This window comes from Streptococcus sp. HMSC072G04, from assembly GCF_001813295.1.
In the GTDB taxonomy this organism is placed as follows: Bacteria; Bacillota; Bacilli; order Lactobacillales; family Streptococcaceae; genus Streptococcus.
On record NZ_KV812035.1, the window covers coordinates 106,531 to 118,722 of the forward strand.

Below are 12,192 nucleotides of genomic sequence, written 5' to 3' on the forward strand. Positions count from 1 at the left end.
ATTCTAAAAAACTTTCTAAAACACAAGATATTGATTTTATTAAGAGCGTTGATAGAGTTTGAAATGACGGTATTTCTTCTCAACGAGACGATAATTTTCTTTGAGCAAGTCTTTCATTTTAGAGGTCAACTCCACCTGATTGTTGACCACAATATACTTAGGTTCAGACCGATCGATTTGTTGGATCACATTGGTCCGATTTTCATTAATCCCTAGATAAGAAGTTGGGGTCAATAAGGCAGAAGCGGCCAAACGATCGCTTTCTTGATAGAGAGTAGCTGTCGCATCCCAAGCATAAATGGTATCTTTCGACTTGGTGTGATTTTTAATGTAGCTGGCAATAGCACTCCGTTCACTCGATTGACCAGACTGAAGCACAACATCTTGAACCACCGGATTCGCCAACAGGTAGACAAGGGCTACTAGCGGTAAGAAAACTTGGCTCGTAAAGTAAGCGGCCCAAACTTCCTTGTTTTTCTTCTTCCGACCACGACGTTCGATCCCATCGTTTTCTTCCCCATCTCGTGAGAACCAGATCGCAAACAAAGGAAGAACAAATGGCAACATCGGTAATAATTGGTAAGCTCCCTGTTCCGGAAGACCAATCGACACGATGAGGACTACCAGGCTACCTGCCCATCCCATAAAGCGGAAGATCCGGCGAGCACTGCTATTTTGCTTCGTAAAGGACATCAAAAAGGCAGAGACCAGACCAAAGGCGAGCGCCAACAGTCCATAATAAATGGCATTACTGAAGGTCTGTCCATTGCTAAAATTCAAGGCATTAAAGACATAGGTTACTTGGTTAATGGCATAGCCAAAAGTCTGATTCAAAACGGTGATATAGCCAATTGGATAAAAGACAAGTGAAAAACCAAGGAGAGCTGCTAGCAGTTGATAAAAGCCACGCGCCCATCTCTTCTGCTTGATGTTAAAGGCTGTTAATCCAAGGAAGGCCAACAAATAAAACAGGGCACTGGTCATCGGATCAATCAAGAAAGCCACAGCTGCAATCGCACCATAAAGGATAAAGCCTTCATCCTTACGATGCCCAATCAAATAAGCCAAAATGAAATTCATGCTGGCAAATAGGATTGGAAGACTAAAGAGAGTCACATAAGTTCCTCCAAAACCAAGGCCTAGCACCAAGAAATAAAAGAGTAACTGGACATTCTTCGCTGTATCTTTATCAGACACCAGCAAGCGCACAACCCGATAGAGATAGGTACCCGCAAAGAAGAGGGCAATCGCTTGGAGGATCATCAAGATCCAATGTCCACCAGCTAAACTTCCCAACCAGTTGATTGCATAATAGAGCAGACCATTGGTTCCGTAAAAATCACCAAACGGTACTTGCCCCTTGGTCATTGCCCAGCCAGCATACAAGTTTTGCGATTGTTGATTGGTTGCAAAACGGGTTAAAAATGGCACCCCGACATGCAGCAAACTAATCAAGAGACTCAACACAAAAGGAATCGCTAGGGGGACTGGACGCTTAGCTTGACGACGGATCGGCTCAACTGCCACATCTGCTTCTAGCTCTTCCGTATTCTCTTCTACCTTCGATGCTTCCGCTTTTGTCGCTTCAACTCCCGCCTTACGCGAACGACGACTCATCCGACTGAGCGGTTGCTCCGCTTCCTGTTCCAATTCTTGTGTAGGTTCTGCTATTGCTTCTGGCTTGGCATCACTAATTTCCTCTGATGCCTCCATTGCAACCGGCTCCTCCAAGACTTCTGCCTGCTGGCTATGAGTCGGCTCTTCTTCACGAAAGACTGATTTATCTAGCACCTCGCGAATTTCACGTGTATCCTGAAAACTGTCTCCCACGTGAAGCCCTAACTTTTTCGAAGTCATTTCTTGCTCTTTTTCGCTCATTCTTTTTCCTTTTCTTCGCTATTCCTCTGCTCTTTCCTTTTAGAAAAAAGCCCATTATCTTCTCTAGTATACCAAATTCTGCCGACCATGTCAGCCTCTTGCCACATAGTTCTATGGAAAAAGAGTCAGGCCTCTCGGTTTCTGACTCTTTCTTCTATATTCTCACACCTATTACAACATCGGTGCGAACAATTGCATAATTTCCTTGATTAAGCTTTGGTGCCATGTAAAGCGGAATGTATCCTCTGTAATTTCTTGAGACACTTCAAAGATATGGTCAAAGTCCTCCCGAATCTTTTTCAAGGCAGGCGTCCGATACATCCAGACAGCATTTTCATAGTGATGGACCAAACTGCGGTAGTCAAAGTTGATCGACCCTACAACCGCCATTTCGTCATCTGCCAGGACTTGCTTGCTATGGACAAAACCAGGGGTATACTCATAAATCTTTACTCCTGCATCCATCAGATCCAAGTAAGCCCCACGAGTTACGATTTGGATTAATTTTTTATCTGGAATATGCGGGGTCACGATCCGAACATCTACCCCTCGAAGGGCTGCATTGCGGATATCCTCTGTCAAATCATAGTCAATGATCAAGTAAGGAGTTGTGATGTAGACATAATCCGTCGCTTGGTTGATCATATTTTGATAAACCGTCTTTCCGACCTGCGACTTGTAAATCGGCTTTGGTCCACTCCCATAGGGAATATAGAGCCCCTCGCCTTCGACTGCCTTGTTTTCAATATGATAGCGGTCAAAATCCTCGATTTCCCCACGGTTGATGTACCAGTTCATGAGGAAGAGTCGCGTCAAGGCCTTAACAGCTCGTCCATCCAAACGGATGGCACTGTCCTTCCAGTGACCAAACCGCTCAATGTGGTTGATGTACTCGTCTGCCAAATTGACACCACCCGTATAGCCGATCTGCCCATCAATGACCAGAATCTTGCGGTGATCTCGGTTGTTATAAGCCACTGTTAGACGTGGGATCACCTTGTTAAACTTATGGGCATCAATCCCCATCTTTCTCAAGCGTTTGGTATAGTTCCCAGCCAAAGTCGCCATACAGCCGATATCGTCATAAAGGAGTTTGACCTCAACCCCCTCTTTCACTTTCTGCTCTAAAATCTCTAGGATACTGTTCCACATCAAGCCCTCATCAATAATGTAAAACTCGATGAAGATAAATTTTTTCGCGGCTTTTAGATCCTCTAGTAGTTGCGCATACATCTCCTCCCCTAGAGGGTAAAAGGTCGATGCCGTCCCATTGTAGAGATCCGCATTGTGGTCCATGGATAAAATCGACTTGACCAAGCCATAAACCGCCTTGCTTTCTTGCTTGAGCTCCTTACGCAACTGATGACTATTGTCCTCTCGAAACTTCATGGACTCCATATTTTTCAGCTGGATCATTTCCTTTTTGGACAAACGCCGCTCTCCAAACATGAGGTATAAAAGCGATCCAAAGACAGGAATGACGGCAATCAAGAGCCAGGTCACCTTATTTTCAGGCGGGGTATTTCGATTAACAATAGCTAAGATTGTCGACACATATAAGAGCCCAATGACTGCAACAGATAGCCAATGAGGGAACCATCTATTAAGCCAGAAGAAGGCCGCAAAGGATGCCCATAGTTCAAAGCCCATAAACAAAATACTAAATCCATATTTGGACATTAATAGACGTAATTTTCGAAAGGTCACAGCATCCTCCTTTTTTTCTTTCTACTAGTATACCAATTCTTTTTACCCGTTGCAACGACCAACCAAACCCCTTCTAGACAAACAAAAAGAGAGTGGGACAGAAGTCCTAGCCTCTCAATTATTTTTGGATTGTCGAGCAAGACGCAGTGGTTGAGTGGGCTCTACTACGCTGATTTCATCAGTTTTTACAGCCCTACTCAACTGTTCGGAGGTGGGACGACGAAATCGAATTCTAACGAATTACCGATTTCTGTCCCACTCTCTCTTGTTTCGTCCCTTATTGCTTGGTCAAAACGATAATCCCTTGATCATCCTCTGCTTGCTCTAGGTCTTCTAGCGACAACTGATCTCCTTCGATCCGATAGCGATAAGGCTCATCTCCGATACGCATGGATTGATTGACCGGATCAATACTAACCTCTTTGGCCTCTTCTTCTCCATCAGCATCTTGCACCGTAAACGTGCCTTTTCGACCCGTCACCACCAAGAGGATCGTATTTTCCTCGTCCTGTCCACGATAACTGCCATCTATGGACACCCCTTCTTTCTGTTCTTCACTCGCTGACGTCACAGTCTGTGATGAAGCAGACGTCTGTTTGCTCGAAGTCTGTGTCGCTTTTTCTTGCTGGCTACAAGCAGTCAGGAAAAGGGCTGCTGCCAAGGTCATTATAGACATGATTTTTTTCATTAAGATCGACTCCTTTCGCCATAACCGTATACCATCTACCACCAGTATACGCCAAGAAAGTCTTTAGGTCAATTGTTTACCCCTCTAATAAAAATGCCCTTACTTCTGCAATAAAATACAAGGATCCTGTCACAAATAAGACTTCATCTGGACGACTCTGATCCATAAATTCTTTGATATAGGCCTTGTAGTCCGCTACATAGGGCAGGTCTTGTCGGTCACCTTGTTCCACCACTTCTCCGTAATGGAAGGTTGTCAAAATCAATTCAGCTTCTGGTAAACCGGCTTGAAGCGTTTGGAGCATCCCGCTATAATCTTTTCGCTTGAGGGCTCCAAATAAAATCTTCACGCGCTTTCCTGCTAAGCTATTGGCAAACTCGATCAAGCGCAACATAGCGTGAGGATTATGAGCGCCATCCAGATACACCTGGTCGCCAAACAACTCTAGACGTCCCGGCCACCGCGTCTCTTGTAAGGCCAGCTTGACCTGATCCATATCCACTTCTTGATCTAGGCCTTCCATATAGAGGAAAAAGGCCTCTAGAGCTACTGCAGCATTTTCCCGTTGGTAATCACCCTTTAAGCCCAGAGACGGCAAGACAAGATCCATGTTTTCATTCCAAAAACGATCCTGCTCTAAGCCAAAATCTTTCTGGAAGGAGTGGAGATCCACAGCCAATTGTCCGGCCCTTTCTTGACAAACAGCTATAGCATCATCCGACAAGGGGCCCACAACAGCTTTCTTGCCCTTCTTAAAGATTCCTGCCTTTTGCTGGGCGATTTCCGCAATCGTCCCTCCCAGTGTTTCCTGGTGATCCAGGCCAACCGAAGTGATCACTGCGATCTCTCCCGTCACTACGTTGCTCGTATCTAGAAGCCCACCGATACCAACTTCCAGCAAGACCACGTCCACAGCTTGTTCCTTAAAATACAAGAGGGCCATGAGGCAGATAATCTCAAAATAAGAGAGTTGATCCTGGGTTTGAAGCAAGGTCTGCTCCATTTGTTGGACTTCTTGGCCAATCCGAGTAAAATCTTCATCTGAAATTGGCTGATCCCCAATACAAATCCGATCATGGATACTGATCATATGAGGAGAAGTAAAGGTCCCAACCTTCTTCCCATGAGCCATCAACAATTGACGCAGAAAGGCGATTGTGGATCCCTTCCCATTGGTTCCTGTCACATGAAGAATCGGATAAGCCTTATCCGGCCTCCCTAAAAGGCTCACTGCCTGCTCCATACGATCCAGTCCCGATCGAAAATTCAGACCGATCCGACTATTCATCCATTGCTCAATCTTATTCACATCTTCCTCCTAAAAGAAAAAAGCGACAAAACCTCTTCTGACGTTTGCGCTCCTTTCTTTTGTAGTTATTTCGTTCTTATTTTACAGCAAGTCCATCGGACTTACCAACTCTCTCTAGTTTCTAGGAGTTGGGCTAAAAACGTCCCCCGGACTTACTTGCGGTCTTTGTTTCTAGCGCAAGGGTAAAAACATCCACCGGATGTTTCAACTCTTTCTAGTTTCTAGGAGTTGAGGTGATACAGTCTCCCAGACTTACCAGCTCTCTCGTATTTCAAGGAGCTGGGCTAAAAACGTCCCCCGGACGTTTTTACTCCTCCATAAAGCTGTTGAAGACTTCTTCGATCATATCCCATTCTGCATCTGAGTCTTCTGGGATTGGTTGAAGGTCACCTTCTGTTCCGTCTTCGTTTTCTGTAAATGAATAAGCTTGGATTTCAACTTCGCCGTTTTCATCTTCTTCTGCATTTGCAGGGATCAAAAGGACATAGTTCTTTCCAAATTCTTCTTTGCCATCAATGGTCAAAAGAATTTCAAACAAGGTTTCATTTCCTTGTTCATCTACCAATGTGATTAATTCACGTTCTTCATGGTCGTGGTTATGATCATGTGCCATACTATTCTTCCTCGTTTTCTTTCTAAAAATTGCGATCTAAATAATTTTGTAAAATAAGCTGCGCTGCTAACTTATCAATAACTTTTTTACGTTTGCTACGGCTAATGTCTGCTTGCTCAATCAACATCCGCTCTGCAGCAACTGTCGTCAACCGTTCGTCTTGGTAGTCGACAGGCAACCCAAACTTTTCAGCAATCATGGCGCCATAAGCCTGACTGGCTTCCACACGCGGTCCGCTGGTGTTGTTCATGTTTTTCGGCAAGCCCACAACAAAACGGTCCACCTTGTATTGAGCTACTAATTCGGCTAAGCGCTCCAAACCGAATTCTTTTTTGTCTTCATCGATTTGGATGATTTCAAGACCCTGAGCTGTAAAACCGAGAGGATCACTCACAGCAACCCCGACGGTCTTTGAGCCAACATCCAATCCCATAATTCTCATTAGAGGTCTATTCCTTGCCCTTTCAAATAATAACGTACCAATTCTTCAACGATTTCATCTCGTTCATATTTACGAATTTGGTTCCGTGCATTATTATAACGAGGTACATAGGCAGGATCACCACTGAGTACGTATCCTACGATTTGATTAATTGGATTGTAGCCTTTTTCATCCAGTGACAAGTAAACATCTTTCAAGGTCTCGCTAATTTCCTTACGATTTGAATCATCAAGATTAAAACGTACTGTTTCATCTGTAAATCCCACAAGAACACCCTCTTTCCTTAGAATATTACTATTATACCATAATCAAGAGTTTTCCACAACGGTCAAGCCCTTGATTTTACAGCTTTTTCAAGCATTTTTGAGCTATTTCAGTTAAACTGTTTTTTTATTTTTGCTCACTTGCTCCAGCATTGATAAGATTGTCCGCAAATTGACTCGGTGTCAACTTCAACAACTCTGGTAAGTGATTGTTTTTGAAGTAAGTCATGCCTTCGGCCTTCTTCACATCCATTGCTTCAAAGTCATAGGTGATCGTTACCTTGTATTCATTCTCATTTTCCAAGGTCAAATCAGCTGTAAAACCTGGCACTGTCAAAGCTTCCTTAAAGGCATCGTCCTTGTTAAAGGATTCTCTCAATTGCTTTTGTGCTTCTTCGACTCCAACCTGTTGGATCCCTTTTTTCAACTCCTCATCGGTTGCCGTCACATTGATGGTCTCCAATTTTTTAAAGGTATTCCCCACATAGGTGACGATTTGCGTCTGTTGTGTCCCCTTGTCATCTTTTGGAAAGACAAAGGTCCTAGTGATGACTTTATTTTCTTCAGCTTTTTGCAGAATACTCTTATTATCCTTTTGCAGTTGCTCTGCTTTTGCTTGGATTGCCTTTTGTTCACTTGAATTTGGCGTTTTCGCTTGTTTTTTTTGACCGCATCCAGTCAAACACAATACAAGCGCACCCAATAAGAAGATTTTCCTTTTCATTTTCCATTCCTTACTAGTTATTGTTTTCTAAAATATTGTATCATAGATTTCGTAAAATGGCGCAGTAAACTGCTTTTCATTCCGATTTTTAACAAGAAAAAATCAGAAACACATTGTTTCTGATTTTCAATCGCTTTAAAGAGCTGCACGCATCCGCGCTTCTGCATTTTCTACATTTCGAACTGATCGTGGCAAGAAGGCACGAATATCGTCTTCTTTGTAGCCCACTTGGAGACGTTTGTCATCTACCAAGATCGGACTTTTAAGAATACGAGGTGTTTCCATGATGATGTCAATGACTTCATTGACACTCAAGTCTTCGATGTCCACTCCTAGATTTTTAGCGTATCGATTTTTTGAAGAGACAATACTTGCCACTCCATTTTCAGTCTTTGTAAGGATATCCAATAATTCTTCTTTGGTGATTCCTTCCTTACCGAGGTTTTGTTCTTTATAAGTTAGCTGGTGAGCGTTGAGCCAAGTCTTTGCTTTTTTACAGCTGGTGCAACTTGACACTGTATAAATTTTAATCATGCATGCACTCCTTTCGCTACACGATAATACTATCGTATTAAATTATAACACAAAAACCATCAGTCTAGCGACCTATTTTGAAAAAAATTAATCTTCAATTTCAATCGCGTCATCTAAATCAAGAGTTACTTCTTCTACGACAGGAGCTGCTTCTTCAGTTTTATCAAGGGTTTTCACTGCTTCGTCTTCTTCGATCAAACCAAAATGAACCCGAACCTTGTGGTCGATTTCGTCAAAAATTTCTGGGTGGTCAGCCAAGAATTTCTTAGCATTTTCAGATCCTTGACCAATTTTTTCACCATTATAGGAGTACCACGCACCCGCTTTTTGGATGATATCCAAATCTGTTGCAATCTTCACCAATTCACCCGTACGTGAAATTCCTTCCCCGTACATGATTTCAACCATGGCTTCTTTGAACGGTGGAGCCACCTTGTTCTTCACAACCTTGATCTTAGTTTCCTTACCAACATTGGTATCTTTTTGGTCCCCAGTCCCCTTGATTTGAGTGTTTCCACGAACATCTAGACGGACAGAAGCGTAGAATTTAAGGGCACGACCACCAGGTGTGGTTTCAGGGTTCCCAAACATGACCCCAACTTTTTCACGCAATTGGTTGATAAAGATGGCAATGGTCTTCGTCTTATTGATCGAAGCTCCGAGTTTACGCATCGCTTGGCTCATCATCCGCGCTTGCAAACCAACGTGGCTATCCCCGATATCTCCATCGATTTCCGCACGAGGTACCAAGGCCGCAACAGAGTCGACAACCACCAAATCAACCGCACCAGAGTCGATCAATTTACCAGCAATTTCAAGTCCTTGTTCCCCTGAGTCTGGTTGAGACAAGAGAAGTTCGTCGATATTGACTCCGAGAGCTGCTGCATAAGATGGATCCAAGGCATGCTCCGCATCGATAAAGGCAGCAATGCCTCCTTCTTTCTGTGCTTGCGCTACTGCATGGAGGGCAACGGTTGTTTTACCAGATGATTCTGGACCATAGATTTCGATGATACGACCTTTTGGATAACCACCAGCACCCAAGGCAATATCAAGCGCCAAGGAACCAGAGCTCATGACTTGTACTTTTTGTTCTGCACGTTCGCCCAGACGCATGATCGATCCCTTACCAAAGTCTTTTTCGATCAACTTCAGGGCATCATTGAGCGCTTTTTCACGCTCATCTCCAAATTTCTTAGAGATATCATCTAATTTTTTCTGTTTTTTCGCCATTCTTTTCTCCTATGTTTTTACTATACAGGAAATGCATGCAACTCACCGACGTTTTCCGTCATTTGAAAGGCACATTTCCTATCCATTTTTAGAATTATTCTTCATTTGGCACAAGCTTCATTATACCAAATTTTCACCATTTAATACAGCCAAGCGCACCAAATTAAAGGCATGAAGGACTGCAATTTCGCGGACATCCGCCCGGCTACGTCCAGCGATATTGACTTGGACACTATCCACTCCATTTGGAGTCGCAAGTCCGATAAAGACGGTCCCTGCTGGATGCCCTTCTAGACTATCTGGCCCCGCAACTCCGGTTAGGCTAACACCATAATCGGATCCTGTTAACTTACGGGCCTGTGAAGCCATGGCTTGAGCTGTAAAGTGAGACACCACTCCATGTTGCTCTAACTCTTGAGCTGGAATAGACAACATCTTGCTTTTTTCTTCCAGACTATAGGTGACAAAACCACCTGCAAAGATGCTGGACGCCCCTGAAAAATCTGCCAGAGTCGCTTGGAAAAGGCCAGCCGTCAGGCTTTCTGCAGCTGTAATGGTCTTACCAGTCCGTTTCAAGAGATCAAAGGCCACCTTGGCCATCGAATTATCATCCCCATAACCATAAAACAACTTATGCAAGGGTTGATGGTCCAGGGTATGGCGTGATAAGATTTCCTTTTCTAAGACATCGAGCTTAGCATCCGCTGAAGCTTGATCCTTCGCCTTTGTAGACAGACGCAAGGTTACTTCTCCCGTCTTGGCATAAGGAGCCACCGTCGGATCACTCTGCTTTTCAATGATATCGGCTAGGATCGTAACCAGCTGGCTTTCCCCAATCCCAAAGAAGCGCAAGACTCTTGAAAAGAGCTCTTCCCCTGTCGTCAAATGAGGCACCAATTGTTCATTGACCATGGGTTTTAACTCACTTGGTGGGCCAGGTAGAACGACATAGGTCACACCATCAACTTCAATCAAACCTCCAACCGCGAGACCTGTACGGTTTTGAAGGGGGATTGATCCGGCAATCAATTGTGCTTGTCGCTCATTATTGGGCGTCCGGACATAATCAGGGCGACTGGCAAAGAAGGTGTCGAGTTTGGCAAGCGCTGTTGGATCAAAAACCAGTTCTTTCCCTAAGAACTTAGCAAGGGTTTGCTTGGTCAAATCATCCTCTGTTGGCCCAAGTCCACCACATAAAATCACCAAATCACTGCGTTTTGAAGCTGTCTCAATGGTCGAGAAGAGACGACCTTCATTGTCTCCTACCGCCACATGATAATAGACATCAATCCCTAAACTAGCCAATTTTTCAGACAAGAATTGAGCATTGGTGTTGACAATTTGTCCTGTTAGAATTTCTGTTCCAACTGCAATAATTTCCGCCTTCATGGTGCCTCCCACTTATACTATTCGTAATTTTCATTTCATTTTAACACAATTTCCTAAATTATTTAAAAAACAGATTGAAGATAAAGTCCATTTTGGACAACTTTTTTCAATCTTTTTCTTTTAGAGTATAAAGTAAAAAACTCATAGAAATACTATTACATCAGCATCCCTAAGAGTTTTAACTATGTGGCAATCAACTTCTAAAGGGCTATTTTCTATTGTTGATAGAGCTTATCTATATTCTGAAGCAACCATATCGAGCGGTTGCTTTTTGACTACTTTCTTGATCTAAAAGCTTTCTTCTGACTCTAATTCTTGTTGTTCCCCCTCATCTTTTGTGATACAATAGCATCAATTTATTTCTAGGAGGATGAGATATGGTTTCTACTATTGGTATTATAAGTTTATCTAGTGGGATTATCGGAGAGGACTTTGTCAAGCACGAAGTGGACTTGGGGGTCCAACGACTCAAATACCTCGGACTCAATCCTATCTTTTTACCTCATTCACTAAAAGGCTTAGACTTTATCAAAGAACATCCTGAAGCTCGTGCAGAGGATTTGATTCAGGCCTTTTCTGATGATAGTATCGACATGATCCTATGCGCCATCGGTGGAAACGATACCTATCGCTTGCTACCTTATCTTTTTGAAAATGACCAACTACAAAAGGTTATCAAACAAAAGATTTTTCTTGGCTTCTCGGATACGACCATGAACCATCTCATGTTGCATAAACTAGGAATCAAGACTTTTTACGGGCAATCCTTTTTAGCAGACATTTGTGAGTTAGACAAGGAAATGCTGCCATATAGCCGCCACTACTTTAAAGAATTAATTGAGACTGGTAGAATCTCAGAAATCCGCCCTAGTAACGTTTGGTATGAGGAACGGACTGATTATAGTCCCAAGGCTCTGGGAACACCTCGTGTCAGCCATGCAAATACAGGTTTTGACTTGTTACAAGGCAATGCTCAGTTTGAGGGAGAAATCCTCGGTGGTTGTCTTGAGTCTCTCTATGATATTTTTGACAACTCTCTACACGCAGATAGCACAGACCTCTGCCAAAAATACAAACTTTTCCCTGACTTGTCAGACTGGGAAGGAAAAATTCTCTTGCTAGAAACAAGCGAAGAAAAGCCTGAACCTGACGACTTCAAAAAGATGTTGCGGACTTTAAAGGAAACTGGTGTATTCGAGGTCATCAGTGGACTATTAGTCGGAAAACCTATGGATGAAACTTTCTATGACGACTATAAAGAAGCACTATTGGATATCATTGATAGCAATATCCCGATTGTCTATAATCTGAATGTCGGCCATGCAACTCCAAGAGCAATTGTCCCCTTTGGAGTCCACGCGTATGTAGATGCAACGGAGCAAGTCATCCACTTTGACTATAACAAATAAAGC

12 protein-coding genes are annotated in these 12,192 nt (G+C 43.3%); 1 reads left to right on the forward strand and 11 read right to left on the reverse strand.

All coding sequences use genetic code 11. The features are described 5' to 3' along the window. Positions 1–39: 39 nt before the first annotated feature. The 11 genes from HMPREF2904_RS07760 to HMPREF2904_RS07810 form a co-directional block, all read right to left on the reverse strand. Positions 40–1,878: an MFS transporter gene (locus HMPREF2904_RS07760; protein WP_049492625.1), complete on the reverse strand. Its 1,839-nt coding sequence runs from the start codon at positions 1,876–1,878 to the stop codon at positions 40–42. A gap of 171 nt (positions 1,879–2,049) precedes the next feature. Further along, positions 2,050–3,585 (reverse strand): cardiolipin synthase, encoded by a 1,536-nt coding sequence (gene cls / locus HMPREF2904_RS07765; RefSeq protein WP_070661612.1) that lies wholly within the window; start codon positions 3,583–3,585, stop codon positions 2,050–2,052. A gap of 277 nt (positions 3,586–3,862) precedes the next feature. Continuing rightward, positions 3,863–4,273, reverse strand: coding sequence for an SP_0198 family lipoprotein (locus tag HMPREF2904_RS07770; protein WP_070661615.1), 411 nt, complete (start codon positions 4,271–4,273; stop codon positions 3,863–3,865). A 76-nt stretch (positions 4,274–4,349) separates the two neighbouring features. Next, positions 4,350–5,582 carry a bifunctional folylpolyglutamate synthase/dihydrofolate synthase gene (locus tag HMPREF2904_RS07775; protein ID WP_070661618.1) on the reverse strand — a complete coding sequence of 411 codons (1,233 nt, stop codon included), beginning with the start codon at positions 5,580–5,582 and terminating at the stop codon, positions 4,350–4,352. A 307-nt stretch (positions 5,583–5,889) separates the two neighbouring features. Beyond that, entirely contained in the window at positions 5,890–6,195 is a 306-nt protein-coding gene (locus HMPREF2904_RS07780; protein WP_003001941.1) for a DUF1292 domain-containing protein, read from the reverse strand. A 22-nt stretch (positions 6,196–6,217) separates the two neighbouring features. Further along, a complete protein-coding gene (gene ruvX, locus HMPREF2904_RS07785; protein ID WP_023919889.1) occupies positions 6,218–6,637 on the reverse strand; it encodes a Holliday junction resolvase RuvX in 420 nt (139 codons plus the stop codon). Continuing rightward, positions 6,637–6,903 carry an IreB family regulatory phosphoprotein gene (locus tag HMPREF2904_RS07790; RefSeq protein ID WP_003002070.1) on the reverse strand — a complete coding sequence of 89 codons (267 nt, stop codon included), beginning with the start codon at positions 6,901–6,903 and terminating at the stop codon, positions 6,637–6,639. The genes ruvX and HMPREF2904_RS07790 overlap by 1 nt, the downstream gene beginning before the upstream one ends. A 124-nt stretch (positions 6,904–7,027) precedes the next feature. After that, complete coding sequence (locus HMPREF2904_RS07795; RefSeq protein ID WP_049492643.1) at positions 7,028–7,624, reverse strand: SP0191 family lipoprotein; 597 nt, start codon at positions 7,622–7,624, stop codon at positions 7,028–7,030. Positions 7,625–7,759: 135 nt separating this feature from the next. Further along, on the reverse strand, positions 7,760–8,158 hold the full coding sequence (spx, locus tag HMPREF2904_RS07800; protein WP_003009108.1) for a transcriptional regulator Spx: 399 nt from the start codon (positions 8,156–8,158) through the stop codon (positions 7,760–7,762). A gap of 87 nt (positions 8,159–8,245) precedes the next feature. Then, the gene (recA, locus tag HMPREF2904_RS07805; RefSeq protein WP_003002082.1) at positions 8,246–9,391 is read right to left on the reverse strand and encodes a recombinase RecA; all 1,146 of its coding nucleotides are present in this window, start codon (positions 9,389–9,391) and stop codon (positions 8,246–8,248) included. A gap of 120 nt (positions 9,392–9,511) precedes the next feature. Next, positions 9,512–10,780 carry a competence/damage-inducible protein A gene (locus HMPREF2904_RS07810; protein ID WP_049507412.1) on the reverse strand — a complete coding sequence of 423 codons (1,269 nt, stop codon included), beginning with the start codon at positions 10,778–10,780 and terminating at the stop codon, positions 9,512–9,514. A 377-nt stretch (positions 10,781–11,157) separates the two neighbouring features. Here HMPREF2904_RS07810 and HMPREF2904_RS07815 point away from each other — a divergent pair, with 377 nt between their 5' ends. Beyond that, positions 11,158–12,189 carry a S66 family peptidase gene (locus HMPREF2904_RS07815; RefSeq protein ID WP_070661621.1) on the forward strand — a complete coding sequence of 344 codons (1,032 nt, stop codon included), beginning with the start codon at positions 11,158–11,160 and terminating at the stop codon, positions 12,187–12,189. Positions 12,190–12,192: the final 3 nt, after the last annotated feature.

What these genes read in the sequence shown, in the direction of transcription:
- HMPREF2904_RS07760 (WP_049492625.1), bottom strand. Translation starts at nt 1,878, where the DNA reads ATGAGCGAAAAAGAGCAAGAAATGACTTCGAAAAAGTTAGGGCTTCAC.
- HMPREF2904_RS07770 (WP_070661615.1), bottom strand. Translation starts at nt 4,273, where the DNA reads ATGAAAAAAATCATGTCTATAATGACCTTGGCAGCAGCCCTTTTCCTG.
- HMPREF2904_RS07780 (WP_003001941.1), bottom strand. Translation starts at nt 6,195, where the DNA reads ATGGCACATGATCATAACCACGACCATGAAGAACGTGAATTAATCACA.
- ruvX (WP_023919889.1), bottom strand. Translation starts at nt 6,637, where the DNA reads ATGAGAATTATGGGATTGGATGTTGGCTCAAAGACCGTCGGGGTTGCT.
- HMPREF2904_RS07795 (WP_049492643.1), bottom strand. Translation starts at nt 7,624, where the DNA reads ATGAAAAGGAAAATCTTCTTATTGGGTGCGCTTGTATTGTGTTTGACT.
- spx (WP_003009108.1), bottom strand. Translation starts at nt 8,158, where the DNA reads ATGATTAAAATTTATACAGTGTCAAGTTGCACCAGCTGTAAAAAAGCA.
- recA (WP_003002082.1), bottom strand. Translation starts at nt 9,391, where the DNA reads ATGGCGAAAAAACAGAAAAAATTAGATGATATCTCTAAGAAATTTGGA.
- HMPREF2904_RS07810 (WP_049507412.1), bottom strand. Translation starts at nt 10,780, where the DNA reads ATGAAGGCGGAAATTATTGCAGTTGGAACAGAAATTCTAACAGGACAA.
- HMPREF2904_RS07815 (WP_070661621.1), top strand. Translation starts at nt 11,158, where the DNA reads ATGGTTTCTACTATTGGTATTATAAGTTTATCTAGTGGGATTATCGGA.